At 68.5% G+C, this 16,531-nt stretch carries 15 protein-coding genes and 1 pseudogene; 6 read left to right on the forward strand and 10 right to left on the reverse strand.

Annotated features, from left to right (window positions below):
* Positions 1-508: 508 nt before the first annotated feature.
* On the reverse strand, positions 509-1,726 hold the full coding sequence (locus QH168_RS00890) for an MFS transporter (protein ID WP_280232422.1): 1,218 nt from the start codon (positions 1,724-1,726) through the stop codon (positions 509-511).
* Between the two features lie 93 nt (positions 1,727-1,819).
* Between QH168_RS00890 and QH168_RS00895 the strand changes: the two genes are divergently transcribed.
* Positions 1,820-2,152, forward strand: a complete 333-nt coding sequence (locus QH168_RS00895; RefSeq protein ID WP_280232423.1) for an ArsR/SmtB family transcription factor — start codon at positions 1,820-1,822, stop codon at positions 2,150-2,152.
* A 51-nt stretch (positions 2,153-2,203) separates the two neighbouring features.
* On the opposite strand, the gene QH168_RS00900 is transcribed toward QH168_RS00895, so the two are convergent.
* The 4 genes from QH168_RS00900 to QH168_RS00915 form a co-directional block, all read right to left on the reverse strand.
* Positions 2,204-3,517: a M16 family metallopeptidase gene (locus QH168_RS00900; protein ID WP_280232424.1), complete on the reverse strand. Its 1,314-nt coding sequence runs from the start codon at positions 3,515-3,517 to the stop codon at positions 2,204-2,206.
* An 80-nt stretch (positions 3,518-3,597) separates the two neighbouring features.
* Entirely contained in the window at positions 3,598-5,868 is a 2,271-nt protein-coding gene (locus QH168_RS00905; RefSeq protein WP_280232425.1) for a polyribonucleotide nucleotidyltransferase, read from the reverse strand.
* A 380-nt stretch (positions 5,869-6,248) separates the two neighbouring features.
* Positions 6,249-6,518, reverse strand: a complete 270-nt coding sequence (rpsO, locus tag QH168_RS00910; RefSeq protein WP_280232426.1) for a 30S ribosomal protein S15 — start codon at positions 6,516-6,518, stop codon at positions 6,249-6,251.
* Positions 6,519-6,657: 139 nt separating this feature from the next.
* Positions 6,658-7,626: a bifunctional riboflavin kinase/FAD synthetase gene (locus tag QH168_RS00915; protein WP_280232427.1), complete on the reverse strand. Its 969-nt coding sequence runs from the start codon at positions 7,624-7,626 to the stop codon at positions 6,658-6,660.
* Between the two features lie 135 nt (positions 7,627-7,761).
* On the opposite strand from QH168_RS00915, the gene QH168_RS00920 reads away from it, so the two are divergent.
* Positions 7,762-8,541 carry a metal-dependent transcriptional regulator gene (locus tag QH168_RS00920; RefSeq protein WP_280232428.1) on the forward strand — a complete coding sequence of 260 codons (780 nt, stop codon included), beginning with the start codon at positions 7,762-7,764 and terminating at the stop codon, positions 8,539-8,541.
* On the opposite strand, the gene QH168_RS00925 is transcribed toward QH168_RS00920, so the two are convergent.
* A complete protein-coding gene (locus QH168_RS00925) occupies positions 8,484-8,942 on the reverse strand; it encodes a hypothetical protein (RefSeq protein WP_280232429.1) in 459 nt (152 codons plus the stop codon). The genes QH168_RS00920 and QH168_RS00925 overlap by 58 nt on opposite strands.
* 43 nt (positions 8,943-8,985) lie before the next feature.
* Between QH168_RS00925 and QH168_RS27645 the strand changes: the two are divergent.
* A pseudogene (locus QH168_RS27645) lies at positions 8,986-9,213 on the forward strand (FAD/NAD(P)-binding protein); the annotation flags it as partial.
* A 101-nt stretch (positions 9,214-9,314) separates the two neighbouring features.
* Here the strand turns inward: QH168_RS27645 and QH168_RS00930 are convergent.
* A complete protein-coding gene (locus QH168_RS00930; RefSeq protein ID WP_280232430.1) occupies positions 9,315-9,587 on the reverse strand; it encodes a hypothetical protein in 273 nt (90 codons plus the stop codon).
* Positions 9,588-9,733: 146 nt separating this feature from the next.
* Here QH168_RS00930 and QH168_RS00935 point away from each other — a divergent pair, with 146 nt between their 5' ends.
* Positions 9,734-10,255: a hypothetical protein gene (locus QH168_RS00935; RefSeq protein ID WP_280232431.1), complete on the forward strand. Its 522-nt coding sequence runs from the start codon at positions 9,734-9,736 to the stop codon at positions 10,253-10,255.
* 232 nt (positions 10,256-10,487) lie between these two features.
* Here the strand turns inward: QH168_RS00935 and QH168_RS00940 are convergent, their stop codons facing one another.
* Together QH168_RS00940 and QH168_RS00945 are read right to left on the reverse strand one after the other, a co-directional pair.
* Positions 10,488-11,570 carry a tartrate dehydrogenase gene (locus QH168_RS00940; protein WP_280232432.1) on the reverse strand — a complete coding sequence of 361 codons (1,083 nt, stop codon included), beginning with the start codon at positions 11,568-11,570 and terminating at the stop codon, positions 10,488-10,490.
* Entirely contained in the window at positions 11,567-13,057 is a 1,491-nt protein-coding gene (locus tag QH168_RS00945) for an NAD-dependent succinate-semialdehyde dehydrogenase (protein ID WP_280232433.1), read from the reverse strand. The genes QH168_RS00940 and QH168_RS00945 overlap by 4 nt, the downstream gene beginning before the upstream one ends.
* Before the next feature lie 160 nt (positions 13,058-13,217).
* Between QH168_RS00945 and QH168_RS00950 the strand changes: the two genes are divergently transcribed.
* Both QH168_RS00950 and QH168_RS00955 read left to right on the forward strand, forming a co-directional pair.
* Positions 13,218-14,477 carry an aspartate aminotransferase family protein gene (locus QH168_RS00950; protein WP_280232434.1) on the forward strand — a complete coding sequence of 420 codons (1,260 nt, stop codon included), beginning with the start codon at positions 13,218-13,220 and terminating at the stop codon, positions 14,475-14,477.
* Positions 14,478-14,506: 29 nt separating this feature from the next.
* Complete coding sequence (locus QH168_RS00955; protein WP_280232435.1) at positions 14,507-15,007, forward strand: DUF3830 family protein; 501 nt, start codon at positions 14,507-14,509, stop codon at positions 15,005-15,007.
* 110 nt (positions 15,008-15,117) lie between these two features.
* Here QH168_RS00955 and QH168_RS00960 read toward each other — a convergent pair whose 3' ends face one another.
* Positions 15,118-16,503 carry an amidase gene (locus tag QH168_RS00960; protein ID WP_280232468.1) on the reverse strand — a complete coding sequence of 462 codons (1,386 nt, stop codon included), beginning with the start codon at positions 16,501-16,503 and terminating at the stop codon, positions 15,118-15,120.
* Between the last annotated feature and the right edge of the window lie 28 nt (positions 16,504-16,531).

Raw genomic sequence — 16,531 nt, forward strand, 5'->3', positions numbered from 1 at the left:
CAGCCGGGAACGCGACAACGACCACTCGGCATACCCGTGCGCGCCGACCAGCGGCACCCGGTCGGTGCGGGAGGGTCCGACCCGGCCGGGCAGGTCGGCGATGGCTGCGTCGCCGGCGTCGGCGGCCATCACCCGGTCCTACCTGTGACGTGGCTTACGGTGTGTATCGAAGTTACGGCCGCTACCGCCCGCACAGAATGCTGTGGCCTGGGTCACTCGGCAGACGGATTCGACTCATGGGATCCCACATTCCGGGCATCCGACCTCGGACCTGACATTCCGGATCTCGAGTGCCCCCATCGGCCAATTGGTTGGTGGGTCACAAACAACCATACTTCTATAACGTCACGTTCAACCGGTTTGGGGGGGTGTGGTTTATCGTGTAACCCCCCCCCCACGCCGGAGCTACCACGCATCGTCGGGTGACGGCCGTTCTGGTGACCGCCGAGACCGAGCCGCACTGGCAATGGCTCACGGTCCACGAAACCGGCGTCGCGGACTGATCCGCTCAGGCGGTCGCCGCCTGCTCGGCGCGCCCACGCCGGATACCGAGCCCGGCCGCGACCAGGCAGGCCACTGCCACCGCGCCGACGAACCACGGGAACACCGTGGTCAGCCCCCAGGTCGTCGCGGCCCAGCCCGCCACCACGGTGGGCAGCGCCATGGCGGAGTAGGCCAGCAGGTAGTACGCCGACATCGTCTCGCCGCGCTTGTGCTGCGGCACGACATTAGACAGATGCCGCAGTGAGCCACCGAATCCGAGACCGAAGGTGGCGCCGAGCGCAAGACCGATACCGATGACGGCGACCCAGTTGTGCGTGCCGAGCGCGGGCACGGTCAGCAGTAACGCGATCGCCATCCCGATATCGCCGATGATCGCGGCCGAACGCGCGGGCACCCCGGTGGCGAACAACTGTGCCAACGCCGCCGACAGCGCGGTCGAGGCAACCACCACACCACCGAACACCAGGTTGTGGATACCGGTCTTCTCCGCGGCCAGCGACGGATACAGCGACAGCAGCACACCCAGCACCGACCAGGCCGCCATGACACCGATCGCGGAGAACCAGAAGTCGCCGCGAATCTCCTGCGGCACCGCGGGCTTGGCGATCCGGATGCGTCCGGCGACGCGTGCGGCATGCGGTTCCCGCAGGGCGAGCACGCCGATGCCGATGATCAAGCAGATCACGCTGATCACCACATACGGTGTGCGCAACGGATTCGGTGCGTACTGCGCCAGCAGCGCCGAACCCAGAATCGCCACCGCCATACCGACATTGAAGGCGACACCGGTGAGCTGACCGGACCGGGCGCCACGATGCGGACGCAGATCCAGCAGCGCCGCCGCGCCCGCGACCACCGTCGCGCCCACCGCCAGTCCGTGCAGCGCACGCGCCAGCAACAGCATCGGCACCGTATCGGCCAGCACGAACACGATCAGTCCGGCGATCATGGTGGCGAACGCGCCGAGCAGCACCGGCTTGCGTCCCACCACATCGGAGATCCGGCCCGAGACCAGTACCGCGCCCAGCGCCGCGATCGCGTACACGGCGAACACGATGGTGGTGGTGAGCGGCGACAGATGCCATTCCCGCTCGTAGATGCCATACAGCGGTGCGGGCACTCCCGACACCCCGAGCGCGACACCGCTGGCGGCCAGCACCAGCGCATACGCCCACGACTGCGAGGCCCGCTCCTGCACGGGCACTGCCGTTGTCGCTGCCATCGAAACCCCGATCAGGTAAGTTTGATAATGATCGAACCGGATCGACCCTAATGCACGGTACGACGATCATCAAACCCCCGAGTGAGGTAGATCATGACGGACGCCACAGCGGTCACCGGCACCGAGGTGCATCCCGTGGCCGCGCTGCCCGTGGTGCTCGGCGCACTCCAGGACCCCGTGCGTCTGGAGATGGTGCGCAGGCTCAGCAATGCGGGCACCGCGGTGCGCTGCGGTGCGCTCTACGACGTGATCAACAAGTCGACCGCCACCCACCATTTCAAGATCCTGCGCGAGGCCGGGGTCATCGAGCGCCTCGTCATCGACGGCCAGACCTGCCAGCGGCTACGCACCGATGCCCTCGACCAAGCCCTGCCCGGTTTGCTCGCATCGGTCGTCGACGCGGCAAATCGCGCCAAGTCCGACTGACGCCGGGTCCGGGCCTCGCCTGCCGAAATCAGCTCTCGCCGATCGACCACGTCATTCGTCGACGAGCCTGCGCACTGCGGCGGGCAGATCACGCGTGCGCCGGTACGGTCCCGCCACCGAGGCCGCGAACGGCCTGGCCAGCAGGGTGCGCGCGATATCGCTGACCTCCTCGGTGGTGACGGCGTCGATCCGCGCCAGGGTCTCCGACACGCTGCGGTGGTTGCCGTAGCTGAGTTCGCTGCGACCGATGCGGTTCATCCGCGAGGCGGAATCCTCGAGCCCGAGGACCAGTCCGCCGCGCAGTGAACCCTTGGCGCGGGCGCATTCGGCATCGGTGATCCCATTCGCGGCGACCTCTTCCAGGACGCCGCGCGCCAGTGTGGCGACCTCGGCGAGGTTCTCCGGTTGGCAGCCGAGGTACACCGAGAACGCTCCGGTGTCGGCGAAGGTGTCGACGCTCGAATACACCGAGTACGCCAGGCCGCGTTCTTCCCGGATGCGTTGGAACAGCCGGGAACTCAGCCCACCGCCGACGACGGTGTTGAGTACCGACAGCGGCCAGCGACGCTCACCCTCATGCCTGCCGAAGGCGCGCACGCCGAACACCAGATGCGCTTGTTCGCTGTCGCGATGGCTCCAGTGCAGTTGTGGCGCGCTCCGCAGCCGGAACTGTCCCTCGCGGCGCGGCACGGGCGCCGCCGACGGATCGAGGCGGTCGGCGAACGCGCGATGCACCAGATCCACGGTGTGCTCGTGCTCCACATTGCCCGCCACCGCAACGACCATCCGGTCCGGGCGGTAGCGCCGCTGATGGAAGGAGCGCAGCTGGGCGGCGCGCATGCCTTCGATCGACTCGACCGAGCCGATCACCGGCCGCCCGATCGGGTGGTCGCCGAACAACGCGGTGAGGAACGCGTCGCCGACCAGATCCTCCGGGTCGTCATCGCGCATGGCGATCTCTTCGAGCACCACCTGACGTTCGACATCAACATCGACCGACCGGCACAGCCCGTTGAGCACCACATCCGAGACCAGTTCCACCGCCAACGGCAGATCTTCGTCCAGGACGTGGGCGTAATAGCAGGTCTGTTCCTTGGCGGTGAACGCGTTCAGCTCACCGCCGACCGCGTCCATCGCCTCGGCGATATCGAGCGCCGAACGGGTGGGGGTGGCCTTGAACAGCAGATGTTCGAGGAAGTGCGCGGCTCCCGCGACGGTCGGCCCTTCATCGCGGGAACCGACCCCGACCCACACCCCGATCGATGCCGAACGCACACCGGGCAGATGCTCGGTCACCACCCGCAAACCACCGGGTAGTACCGTGCGCCGCACCCCGGTCTCGGTCGCCGTCTCCGTTTTGCTCACCCGCCAATCGAGCGACAAACCCCCCTGCCCGTTGCGGGGCAAGGGGGTTGCCGAGTTCTGCTTCGTCACACCGTCAAGTACTACTCGCCCGCGGGCGCGTCCGCATCGGCGGCGGGCTCGTCGGCGTTCTCGTCGACCGGGATCAGCGAGATCTTGCCGCGGTTGTCGATATCGGCGATCTCGACGCGCAGCTTGTCACCGACGTTGACCACGTCTTCGACCTTGGCCACGCGCTTGCCGTTGCCCAGCTTGGAGATGTGCACCAGCCCGTCGCGGCCCGGGAGCAGCGAGACGAACGCGCCGAAGGCGGTGGTCTTGACGACCGTGCCGAGGAAGCGCTCGCCCACCTTGGGCAGCTGCGGGTTGGCGATGGCGTTGATCTGGTCGATCGCGGCCTGCGCCGACGGGCCGTCGGTCGCGCCGACGAACACGGTGCCGTCGTCCTCGATGGAGATATTGGCGCCGGTCTCCTCGGTGATCTGGTTGATCACCTTGCCCTTGGGTCCGATCACCTCGCCGATCTTGTCGACCGGGATCTTGATCGCGGTGACCCGCGGGGCGTACGGGCTCATCTCGTCCGGGGTGGCGATGGCCTCGGCCATCACATCCAGGATGGTGTTGCGGGCGTCGTGCGCCTGGCTCAGCGCACCGGCGAGCACCTTGGAGGGGATGCCGTCGAGCTTGGTGTCCAGCTGCAACGCGGTGACGAAATCGCGGGTTCCGGCGACCTTGAAGTCCATATCACCGAAGGCGTCTTCGGCACCGAGGATGTCGGTCAGCGCGACGTAGCGGACCTCGTCCTCACCCTTGTCGTTGGTGACGGTGTCCGACACCAGGCCCATGGCGATACCGGCGACCGGCGCCTTGAGCGGCACACCGGCGTTCAGCAGCGACAGGGTGGAGGCACACACCGAGCCCATCGAGGTGGAGCCGTTGGAGCTGAGCGCCTCCGACACCTGACGGATGGCGTAGGGGAACTCTTCCTGCGTGGGCAGCACCGGCATCAGGGCACGCTCGGCGAGGGCGCCGTGGCCGATCTCACGCCGCTTGGGCGAGCCGACGCGGCCGGTCTCACCGGTGGAGAACGGCGGGAAGTTGTAGTGGTGCATGTAGCGCTTGCTGGTCTCGGGGCCCAGCGAGTCGACCTGCTGCGCCATCTTGACCATATCGAGGGTGGTGACACCGAGGATCTGGGTCTCGCCACGCTCGAACAGCGCCGAACCGTGCGCCCGCGGCACCACGGCGACCTCGGCGGACAGCGCACGGATATCGGCGAGGCCGCGACCGTCGATGCGGAAGCCGTCGGTGAGGATGCGCTGACGCACCAGCTTCTTGGTGACCGAGCGGAACGCCGCGCCCAGCTCCTTCTCGCGGCCGACGAAATCCTCGCCGAGACGCGAGAGCACCTCGAGCTTGATCTCGTCGATCTTCGCTTCGCGCTCCTGCTTGTCGGCGATGCTCAGGGCCTCGTTCAGCTCACGCTTGGCGGTGCCCTCCACGGCCTCGAACACATCGGCCTCATACGGCGGGAACAGCGGGAACTCACCGGTCGGCTTGGCGGCCAGCTCGGCGAGATCGGCCTGCGCACGGCACAGGCGGGCGATGAACGGCTTGGCGGCCTCGAGGCCCTCGGCGACGATGGCCTCGGTCGGCGCCTGCGCGCCGCCCTCGACCAGCTCGATGACCTTGTCGGTGGCCTCGGCCTCGACCATCATGATGGCGACGTCACCGGAGTCGACCACGCGGCCCGCGACGACCATGTCGAACACGGCGCCCTCGAGCTGCTCGACGGTCGGGAACGCGACCCACTGGCCGTCGATCAGGGCCACCCGCACGCCACCGACCGGGCCGGAGAACGGCAGGCCGGCGATCTGGGTGGACGCCGAAGCCGCGTTGATCGCGACGACGTCGTAGAGATCCTTCGGGTCCAGGCTCATCACCGTGACCACGACCTGGATCTCGTTGCGCAGACCGTCGACGAACGACGGGCGCAGCGGCCGGTCGATCAGGCGGCAGGTGAGGATCGCATCGGTGGAGGGGCGGCCCTCACGGCGGAAGAACGAGCCGGGGATGCGGCCCGCGGCGTACATCCGCTCCTCGACGTCGACCGTCAGCGGGAAGAAGTCGAACTGATCCTTGGGGTGCTTACCGGCGGTGGTGGCCGACAGCAGCATGGTCTCGTCGTCGAGGTAGGCGACGACCGAACCGGCGGCCTGACGGGCAAGGCGGCCGGTCTCGAAGCGGATGGTGCGGGTGCCGTAGCTCCCGTTGTCGATCAGCGCGACGGATTCGAAGACTCCGGGCTCGACCTCGATGGCCGAGGTGTTCGCGCGTTCGGTGGTTTCGGACATTTCTCTTCTCTCAACCTCTCGTCTCGCCGGACCCGGCGCCCATCGGCGCGATCCGGCTGTGTCAGCCGTACCTGGCAGGGCACGCGGCAGCCCTCCTGGCTGCGGCGCGCACACCCGGCCGGTATCCCCTTGGATACGGCGACGCGGAGGCGGTCATCGATCGAAGCCCTCCGGCGGTTCGTTCACCGGCCGAAAGGCCACTACCGAAGACCGACGCCACGGGGACGGGTGCATACGGCTGTGTTGTCGTGCAGGGGTGATTTCTCTCCCCCGGACACGAAAAAGCCAACGGGGAGATTGTAAGCTCCCCGTTGGCCGGGCCGTCTACTGCCTTGCCGAAACCGCGTGTCGCAGCGGTGGCAGGGCCGAGGACGTGAAGATCAGCGACGCAAACCCAGACGCTCGATCAGGGTGCGGTAGCGCGCGATGTCCTTGTCGGCCAGGTACTTCGACAGACGCTTGCGACGACCGATCAGCGCCATCAGGCCGTGGCGGGTGTGGTGGTCGTGCTTGTGCTTCTTGAGGTGCTCGGTGATGTCGGCGATGCGCTTGGACAGCAGCGCGATCTGCGCCTCCGGCGATCCGGTGTCGGTCTCGTGCAGGCCGTACTCGGCGAGAATCGTCTTCTTCTGCTCGGTGGTCAACGCCATGGGGCATCCACTCCTGTTTCTCAGTTCCGCGCTCGAGGATCCGGCGAACCGGCTGGGCCGCCGCCGCGGACCGCAGCAAACCCGAGGATCCACCCTACCGGACCGGACGTGCCGGACCGAATCGCGGGGTTCGGGGTGCTCAGGAGCCCGCGGCGCCGAGGACTGTGCGGGCCCCGGCGACGTCGCGGCCCATGGCGGCGATCAGCTCGTCGAGCGAGTCGAACTTCTGCATACCGCGCAGATGCTCGACGAAATCGACCGCCACATGCTGGCCGTAGAGGTCGGCCTCACCGTCGAGCACATAAGCCTCGACCGTGCGGGCGCGCCCGGAGAAGGTGGGGTTGGTGCCGACGGAGATGGCCGCCATGGCGCGTTCACCGGGGGTGACGGTGCCGATGGTGGGGCCGGGGCCGAGCACGGTGAACCAACCCGCGTACACACCGTCGGCGGGGATGGCGGCGTGCATGGGCGGTGCGACATTGGCGGTGGGGAACCCGAGTTCACGACCGCGGCCGTCGCCGTGCACCACCACGCCTTCGACCCGGTGCGGGCGGCCGAGCGCTTCGGCGGCGGCGGCCATATCGCCCGCGTCGACGCAGGCCCGGATGTAGGTGGAGGAGAAGGTGACGGCGTGCTCGCCGAGCAGCGTCACCCCGTCGACCTCGAACCCGAAGCGGTGGCCGAGTTCGCGCATGGTCGCCACGGTGCCGGCGGCCTTCTTACCGAAGGTGAAATTGTCGCCGACCACGACCTCGGCCACGTGCAGGCGTTCGACCAGCAGATCGTGCACGTACCGGCCAGGAGTGAGCTTCATGAATTCGTGGGTGAACGGCATGACGCAGAAGACGTCGACGCCGAGTTCCTCGGCGAGTTCGGCGCGGCGGGTGAGCGTGGTCAGCTGCGCGGGATGCGAGCCGGGCCGGACCACTTCCATCGGATGCGGATCGAAGGTCATCAGCACCGCCGGAACCCCGCGTGCGGCAGCGGACTTGACGGCACGACTGATCAGCTGCGCGTGCCCACGGTGGACACCGTCGAACACGCCGATCGTGAGCACGCACCGGCCCCAGTCCGCGGGTACTTCGTCGAGACTTCGCCATCTCTGCACAGTCCGCAGCCTACGCAAATCAGGTGCCGAACAGTATTCCGGCATGCGCATCGCACCGGCCCGGTGGCGCCCCGGTGAGGCCCCGGCGAATGGCGGGTTTCGCCCGCATGGCGTGATGTGTGTATCGGTCGTCCTATGCCTAAGCTCGCAGATGTGCCCGGTAAACGAGATATCGCCACCCGACGGGAACTGGCCGACGCCGTCACCGGCAACCCCGATGCGAGCGGCGTCGCTGCGACCACGATCGCACCGGTGCTCTCGTCGGTGGCACAGGACTATCTGAAGGTCATCTGGACCGCGCAGGAGTGGTCGCAGGAGAAGGTGTCGACGAAGCTGCTCGCCGAGCGGATCGGGGTGTCGGCGTCGACGGTGTCCGAGGCGGTGCGAAAACTGGCCGATCAGGGCCTGGTCGAACATGCCCGCTACGGGGCGATCACGCTCACCGAGCACGGCCGGTCGGCCGCTGTCGCGATGGTGCGCAGGCACCGGTTGATCGAGACGTTCCTGGTGAACGAACTCGGGTACGGCTGGGACGAGGTGCACGACGAGGCCGAGGTGCTCGAGCATGCGGTCTCGGATCTGCTGATGGCGCGAATCGACGCGAAGCTCGGTTATCCCGACCGCGATCCCCACGGTGATCCGATCCCTTCGGCCGACGGCGCCGTCCCCACTCCCCCGGCGCGGCAGCTCAGCGATTTCGGCGACGGTGAGTCCGGCCGGGTGGCGCGGATCTCCGATTCCGATCCGGCCATGCTGCGCTATTTCGACGAGGTGGGCATCGCCCTCGACACCCCGATCACCGTGGTGGAACGCCGCGATTTCGCGGGCACCGTCGCGATCAGGGTCGGCGCCGACGATCAGCCGGTCGACCTGGGGACACCGGCCGCGGAGGCCATCTGGATGACCGGGATCTGAGCGCTCGGCGTGGTCAGCTCGCGGCCTGGTCCAGATCGCGCACGGTATCGCGGGCGATGAGTGGGCAGTGGCAGGTCGATGCCCGAGGTGGTCATCACCGGACCGGGCGGCATCTCGGCCAGTAGATACCGTGTCTCATCGTTGATCGACAACAGGGCCCCATCGGCGTCGAAGATCAGCATCCCCGGGGAGTCGGCAAGGTCGGTGCCGGGTAGTTCGACCGGTTGGGCACAGCCGCGCAAGCGGCGCGCCATCGGGGTGGACAGCGAATGCAGGAACGCGATGTCGCCACCATCGAACGATGCCCGTCCGCGCTCCCGGAACAGGCTCAGCCGACCCCACGGCTGACCGTCGACGCGCAGGACCGCGCGGAGTTCGTCGGTGAATCCGCGGGGGCGCATGAAGTTCCGGTACAGCGGGCTGAGGGTAGGCCGGTGACCGGTGGTGGCGCGCAATCGAGCGCACTACGAACGCTGGCTGCACGACCGCGACCCCGAGAACGCGCGGTTCCGCGACGATGCGCTCGGCGTCACGGTGGTTCCGCGTGGCGTGTACGGCGAATACCCCGAGCAGACAGCGCAGGCCGCGCTCGCTAGATTGCGCGCCCACGGTAGCCGGGTGAGTGTGGTGAACGAGCACGTCATCGGATTCAGCGACGAGTCCGGGACCGTCCTGCATACCGCGGACGGAAGCCGCCATCCGGTCGACAAAGCCGTGCTGTGTGTCGGGAGTGGGCGTCCACGTGATCATTACGGACTGACCGACGCTCCCGGCTATACCGGCGAGCCGTACCCGTTGACGGCGACCCTGGCCGAGGTTGCCACCGATGCGCATATCGCGGTGCTCGGCAGCGGACTCACCGCCATCGATATCGCCGTCACTCTGGCTGCGCGCGGGCACACCGGCCCGATCAGCCTGGTCTCGCGCAGCGGAGCACTGCCCGACGTCCAGCAGCGTCCGATGCCGCTCACCCCCGCACATCTCACCCCGGCGCGGGTATCGAGTCCGGACGGCACGATCACCTTCGAGACGCTCGTTGCGCTCATGCGGGCCGAACTCGCCGATCTGGGACAGGATTTCGACTCATTCGCCGCCGAGATCCTCGACGCCGGACACGAAGACCCGCTCGCGCGGCTGCGCCGACAGCTGACGCAGGTCGACTCACCCATATCGGGGTCGTCGGTTGCTGACCATGGCGATCCGCACCATCGGCCCGATCGTGTGGCCCCGGCTCGCGGAACCGGGACGGATAATGTTGCGTACCAAATACTTCCGAACCATTGCCGGACTCAATTCGCCGATGGTCCCGATGAACGCGCGAATCATGCTGGGGCTGCTGGACTCCGGCCAGGTGATGCTACGTTCCGGCGTGACGAAGGTGACGGCGCGGCCCGGCGGCGGGTTCACCGTGCACGACAGCACCGAATGGTCTGCCGATCTGGTCGTCAACGCAGTCAACCCGTCCGCGTACACCACGGCACAGGATGCCGAATCCCTGGTGGGCGCACTGTTCGCCGACGGCGCCGCCGAACTCGACGCACACGGTGGTATCCGCACCGACCACCGCACCGCAGCGCTGACCGTGGCCGGGCGGCCGAGCCCGGTGTGGTCGGTGCTCGGCAACCTCGCCGCCGAGTCGATGTTCATCGCCACCAACCCGCCGGGGCTGGCTGCCGAGGCCGCCCGGCTGGCCGGATATCTGACGCGCGGCTGAAACCGCGCACTCGGGAGCCACACCGATGCGCAGTGCCGTGCCGGCGGCGGACCTACTGCCGTCGCCGCGCGGAGCGCCGGAATCGGCAATCCGATCGTGCGATATCGGTTTCTCGGCTGCGCGAGCCAACTCACTGACGCGGCCACATGGATGGCGCTCGGGGCGAACACGGACTCGGCTCCGGGTCACGCCGCCCGATCCGGGCGCCCCCGGATCGAAGGGCACGCAGGTGTCAGCGTGATCCGGCAGTCGGGGCCGGGGCCCGCATCCGTTCGGCCGCGCGCAGGGCGATCGCGGTGCCGAGTTCGGCCGTGGTGGCGGTGCCGTCGAGATCGGGGGTGCGGATCCGGCCGTCGCCGAGGACGTCGCCCACCGCGTCCTCGATCACGGTGGCGGCGGCGTGTTCGCCGAGGTGGTCGACGAGCATGGCGGCTGCCAGGATCTGCGCGACCGGGTCGGCGATGCCCTGACCGGCGATATCGGGCGCGCTGCCGTGTACCGCTTCGAACATCGAGGGCGCACTGCGTTCGGGATTGATGTTCCCCGAGGGTGCGAGGCCGAGGCCGCCGGTGACGGCGGCGGCGAGGTCGGAGAGGATGTCGCCGAACAGATTCGAGCCGACGATCACGTCGAGGCGGTCCGGATGCAGCACGATCTCCGCGGCCAGGGCGTCGACGTGCATATGGCGTAGCGATACGTCGGGATACTCCGCCGCGATCTGTTCGACGATGCTGTCCCAGTACGGCATCGAATGGATGAGCCCGTTGGATTTGGTGGCCGAGCAGAGCGTGCCGCGCCGCGCTCGCGCCTGGTCGAAGGCGTAGCGGATGATGCGTTCGCAGCCGACCCGGGTGAATACCGATTCCTGGAGTACGAACTCCTCCGGGCGGCCCCGATTGTGCATACCGCCGATCTCGGAGTACTCGCCCTCCGAGTTCTCCCGCACGATGAGCAGATCGAGGTCGGCGGCGGTCCGGTCGCGCAGCGCGGAGGTGGTGCCCGGCAGCAGTCGCACCGGCCGCAGGTTGACGTACTGGCCGAACGCACGGCGCAGCGGAATCAGCAACCCCCACAGCGAAATATGGTCGGGCACACCGGGGAATCCGACCGCGCCGAGCAGAATGGCGTCGAAGTCGGCCAGCTGATCGACTCCATCGGCGGGCATCATCGCGCCGGTACGCAGGTATTGCTCACAGGACCAGTCGAATTCGGTCCAGCCGACGCCGGGCAGGACGGCATCGACCACCTTCACCGCTTCGGCTGTCACGTCGACGCCGATGCCGTCGCCGGGGATGGTCGCGATCCGATAGGTCACAGGTCGACTCCGATGTATTTGGTTTCCAGGAACTCGTCGATTCCGCAGGTACCGCCCTCGCGACCGAGCCCGGATTCCTTGACGCCACCGAATGGGGCCGCGGGATCCGACACCACACCGCGGTTGAGTCCGACCATGCCGGTGTCCAGCGCCTCGCTCACCCGCAGGCCACGCCGCAGGCTTTCGGTGAACACATAGCCGACCAGCCCGTACGGGGTGTCGTTCGCCCGGGCGACGGCTTCGTCTTCGGTGTCGAAGGCCGAGATCGCGGCGACCGGACCGAAGATCTCGGTGCCGGTCAGGAGCGCGTCATCGCCGACGCCGGTCAGGACGGTCGCCGGGTAGAAGTTGCCAGGACCCTCGATCGGCGCGCCGCCGGTGTGGACGGTCGCACCGCGCGCGATGGCGTCGTCCACCAGGGTCTGGACCTTCGCGACCGCGGCGGCGTCGACCAGCGGTCCCACCACCACACCGGGTTCGGTACCGGGGCCCATCGGCAGGGCCGCCATGCGCGCGGCCAACCGGTCGGCGAATTCGGTGGCGATATCGCGATGCACCAGAAAACGATTCGCGGCCGTGCAGGCCTGGCCGATATTGCGCATCTTCGCGGCCATGGCACCCTCGACCGCCGCGTCCAGATCGGCGTCGTCGAACACCACGAACGCGGCATTGCCGCCGAGTTCCATCGAGGTCCGCATGACGGTATGCGCGCACTGCTCCAGCAGTGTCTTGCCGACGGCCGTCGACCCGGTGAACGACAGTTTGCGCGAACGGCCGTCGCGGATCATCGGCTCCATCACCGCACCGGGGTCGGAGGTGGTGACGACATTGACCACACCGTCGGGCAGCCCGGCCCGGCGCAATATCTCCGCGAGGGCCAGCGTCGACAAGGGAGTCTGCGCGGCGGGTTTGATCACGCAGGTGCAGCCGGCGGCCAGCGCGGGTCCGATCTTGCGGGTGCCCATGGCCATCGGGAAATTCCACGGTGTGATGAGCAGGCTCGGGCCGACCGGCTGGCGGGTGACCAGGAACCGGGAGCCACCGCGCGGCGCGGCCCGGTAGCCGCCTTCGATGCGGACGGCTTCCTCGGCAAACCAGCGGAAGAACTCTGCCGCATAAGCGATTTCGCCCCGCGCCTCGGCCAGGGGTTTGCCCATTTCCAGGGTCATGATGAGGGCGAGACGCTCGGTGTCGTCGAGCAGGGCGTGGTGGGCGCGCATGAGCAGGTCGGCGCGTTCGCGGGCCGGGGTGCGTGCCCAGTCCGGCTGGGCGGCCGCGGCGGCGGAGAGCGCGTCGAGACCGTCGGCGGCCGCGGCGTCGGCGACAGTGCAGAGGATCTCGTCGGTGGCGGGGTCCGCGACGGGCAGGGTCGCGGCCGTATCACGCCACGTGCCGTCGATGAACAGGCCGGTCGGCACGGACGCGATGGCCGATCGCCGCGCCTGGGCCGATCGGTCTGCCTGGTCGGGGCTGATCTCGGTGAGCATCGACGCGAACTCCCTTGTTCGGGCGGTGTGAATCATCGCGGATGAGGCCGCCGAATCCATTGCTGCGACCCCCGGCACCATGTTATGCATATTGTCGACAATCCTACAACCCGACGATCATCGGTAGCGGGACCACCGCACGCCCGGGAGGCGGAGCACCATGACCGAGTTATCGCCCATCCTCAAACAAGCCACACCGGTGATCGTCGATCACGGCACGGGCTGCTACCTCTACGACAGCGATGGCCGCCGCTATCTGGATTTCACCGCCGGTATCGGCGTCACCAGCACCGGACACTGCCATCCGCGGGTGGTGGCGGCCGCGCAGGCGCAGATCGCCCGGCTCATCCACGGCCAGTACACGACCGTCATGCACCGCCCCCTGCTCGAACTCACCGAGCGGCTCGCAACGGTACTGCCGGAAGGACTGGATTCGCTGTTCTACGCCAACTCCGGCAGTGAGGCGGTGGAGGCGGCATTGCGGCTGGCCAGGCAGGCCACCGGACGACCCAATGTGATCGTCTTCCACGGCGGATTCCACGGCCGCACCGTCGCCGCCGCCTCCATGACGACCTCGGGCACCCGCTTCTCCGCCGGTTTCAGCCCGCTGATGGCGGGTGTGCACGTGGCGCCGTTCCCCACGGCCTACCGGTACGGCTGGACCGAAGAAGAAGCCACAGCCTTCGCATTGCGCGAACTGGACTACATCCTGGCCACGCTCACCGCCCCGGCCGAGACCGCGGCGTTCATCGTCGAGCCGGTCCTCGGCGAGGGCGGTTACGTCCCCGGTAACCGCACCTTCTTCCGCGGGCTGCGCGAACGCGCCGACCAGCACGGCATCCTGCTGGTGTTCGACGAGATCCAGACCGGGTTCGGGCGGACCGGAAAGTTCTTCGGCCACCAGCATTTCGACGTCCGGCCCGATGTCATCACCATCGCCAAGGGCCTGGCGAGCGGATTCCCGCTCTCGGGCATCGCGGCATCGCATGAGCTGATGGCCAAGGCCTGGCCGGGATCGCAGGGCGGCACCTACGGCGGCAATGCGGTGGCCTGCGCGGCCGCCATCGCCACGCTGGAGGTCATCGAATCGGAGGGGCTGGTGCACAATGCCGCCGTCCGCGGCGACCAACTGCTGGCCGGACTGCGCGACCGCGAGAGCAAGGCGATCGGTGACGTGCGCGGCCTCGGTCTGCTCGTCGGCGCGGAATTCACCACGGCAGCAGGCGAACCCGATCGGGAGACCGCCACGCAAGCCCAGCGGCTCGCGGTCGAGAAGGGACTGCTGCTGCTCACCTGCGGTGCGCAGATGAACGTCGTACGGATGATCCCGCCGCTGGTGGTCAGCGAAGCACAGATCGAGCAGGCCCTGGCGATCTGGTCGCAGGTCCTCGCCGACCTGCCCGACCCGAGCCTGCCCTGACGTATCGGCCGCGACCAGAAAGCAGGACCATGGCCCGCTACCTCCGTATCACCCTCACCAAGGCAGGCGTGTCCTGCCGGGCTCGACTCCTCGATGCCGAGGCCCCACACACCTGTGCGGCGGTCTGGGACGCACTGCCGCAATCCGGCGATGCCTACCACGCCAAATACGCCCGCAACGAGGTCTACACCCTGGTACCGCGCATCACGGCGGCGCCGCATCGGGAGAACCCGACCGTCACCCCGATCCCGGGCGATGTGTGTCTGTTCGATTTCGAGCCGTGGGAGATCGGCAACCCCGCCTACGGCTACGAGCCCGGCTCCGCCGCCCACCACGGCCAGGGCGCCACCGATCTGGCGATCTTCTACGGGCGCAACAATCTGCTGATCAACGGCGACCTCGGCTGGGTACCGGGCAGCGTCTTCGCCACCATCGAGGACGGTCTCACCGACATGGCCGCGGCCTGCAACGATCTGTGGCGCTACGGGGTCGAGGGCGAGACCCTCGCGTTCGACCGGGACAGCGGGTAGCTCACCGCCCGCGCCGACCGATCAGGACCAGGCATGCGCCCCGCCGGACACCGCCGGCGGGGCGGGGCCACGCCTTCCACATCGGCACCCCGAACAAGTGACCGCCCGAGTCAGGAACCGAGTACGTGCTCGGCGTACCGGGCAACGGCCAGCACCAGATCATCGGAATGCCGTGGCCCCACGATCTGCAAGCCGACCGGCAGACCGGCGGAGGTGGTACCCACGGGGATGCTGATGGCGGGCTGCTGGCTGAGGTTGAACGGATAGGTGAACGGCGTCCACTGCGGCCAGCTGGTCAGGCCGCTGCCGGGCGGCACGTCGTGGCCCGCGGGGAAAGCGGTTATCGGCATCGTCGGGGTGATCAACACGTCGTAGGCGGTGTGGAACAGTCCCATGGCGATGCCGATGCTCGCGGCGACCTCACGTGCGGCGAGATAGTCGACACCGCTGACGGATTCACCGCGCTCCCACACCTGCCGCAATCCGGGGTCGACCCGCTCGCGGGCGCCCGGCGGGAACGCCGCGAGCATGGCCGCCGCCCCGACCGCCCACAGCAGCTCGAAGGCCGCGCGCGGATCACCGAAGCCGGGATCGGCGGGCGTCACCCGCAAGTGGGCCTCGCCGAGGCGCAGCACCGCCCGCTCGACGATCGCCGCCACCTCCGGGTCGACCTCGGCGAATCCGAGCGTCGGCGACCAGGCCACGGTGATGCCGCGCACGTCACGCTGGATCTGGCTGCGGAAGGTGGTCGGTGTCGGCGCGAGCGCGGTGGGATCGCGGGGGTCGGGCAGTGACAGGATGTCCATCAGCAGCGCGATGTCCTCCACCGTGCGCGCCATCGGACCGGCGTGGGCGAGCGGCCCGAACGGGCTGGCCGGGTACAGCGGGATACGCCCGTGGGTCGGTTTGAATCCGACGATGCCGCAGAACGCCGCCGGGATGCGGATACTGCCGCCGCCGTCGGTGCCCACCGAGACCGGGCCCATCCCTGCCGCCACCGCCGCGGCACTACCACCGGACGAACCGCCCGCGGTGAGCGCAGGATCGATCGGATTGCGGGTGATACCGGTGAGCGGGCTGTCGGTCACCGCCTTCCAGGCGATTTCGGGTGTGGTGGTCTTACCGAGCAGCACCATCCCGTCCTCACGTACCCGGGCGGCCACCGGACTGTCCACCGGCCATGGACCGGCCGCGTCGATGCAGGTGGAGCCGCGCCGGGTCGGCCAGCCCTCGGTGAGGAAGACGTCCTTGATGGAGATGGGCACGCCGTCGAGCAGTCCGCGGGCATGGCCCGCCTGCCAGCGGCCCTCCGATTCCTTGGCCTGCACCAGCGCTCGGTCCGGATCGACCAGGCAGTAGGCGTTGAGGGCGCCGTCGCGCTCGGCGATGGCGGCCAGAATCGCCTCGGTCGCTTCCACCGGCGACAATGCGCCCGCCGTATAGGCGGAGGCCAGTTCGACCGCCGTCATCGCGGCGGGGTCGGTGGGACTGTTGATGTCGGGGTAGCTCATGGCTTGGGCCCTC

It is taken from the genome of Nocardia cyriacigeorgica (assembly GCF_029868385.1).
Classification (GTDB): Bacteria; Actinomycetota; Actinomycetes; order Mycobacteriales; family Mycobacteriaceae; genus Nocardia; species Nocardia cyriacigeorgica_F.

Bases quoted from the DNA above. Each gene is read 5' to 3' on its own strand.
- QH168_RS00890 (WP_280232422.1), bottom strand. From the start codon at position 1,726: ATGGCAGCGACAACGGCAGTGCCCGTGCAGGAGCGGGCCTCGCAGTCG.
- QH168_RS00895 (WP_280232423.1), top strand. From the start codon at position 1,820: ATGACGGACGCCACAGCGGTCACCGGCACCGAGGTGCATCCCGTGGCC.
- QH168_RS00905 (WP_280232425.1), bottom strand. From the start codon at position 5,868: ATGTCCGAAACCACCGAACGCGCGAACACCTCGGCCATCGAGGTCGAG.
- rpsO (WP_280232426.1), bottom strand. From the start codon at position 6,518: ATGGCGTTGACCACCGAGCAGAAGAAGACGATTCTCGCCGAGTACGGC.
- QH168_RS00920 (WP_280232428.1), top strand. From the start codon at position 7,762: ATGCCTAAGCTCGCAGATGTGCCCGGTAAACGAGATATCGCCACCCGA.
- QH168_RS00925 (WP_280232429.1), bottom strand. From the start codon at position 8,942: ATGCGCCCCCGCGGATTCACCGACGAACTCCGCGCGGTCCTGCGCGTC.
- QH168_RS00930 (WP_280232430.1), bottom strand. From the start codon at position 9,587: ATGAGCGCAACGAGCGTCTCGAAGGTGATCGTGCCGTCCGGACTCGAT.
- QH168_RS00935 (WP_280232431.1), top strand. From the start codon at position 9,734: ATGGCGATCCGCACCATCGGCCCGATCGTGTGGCCCCGGCTCGCGGAA.
- QH168_RS00945 (WP_280232433.1), bottom strand. From the start codon at position 13,057: ATGCTCACCGAGATCAGCCCCGACCAGGCAGACCGATCGGCCCAGGCG.
- QH168_RS00950 (WP_280232434.1), top strand. From the start codon at position 13,218: ATGACCGAGTTATCGCCCATCCTCAAACAAGCCACACCGGTGATCGTC.
- QH168_RS00955 (WP_280232435.1), top strand. From the start codon at position 14,507: ATGGCCCGCTACCTCCGTATCACCCTCACCAAGGCAGGCGTGTCCTGC.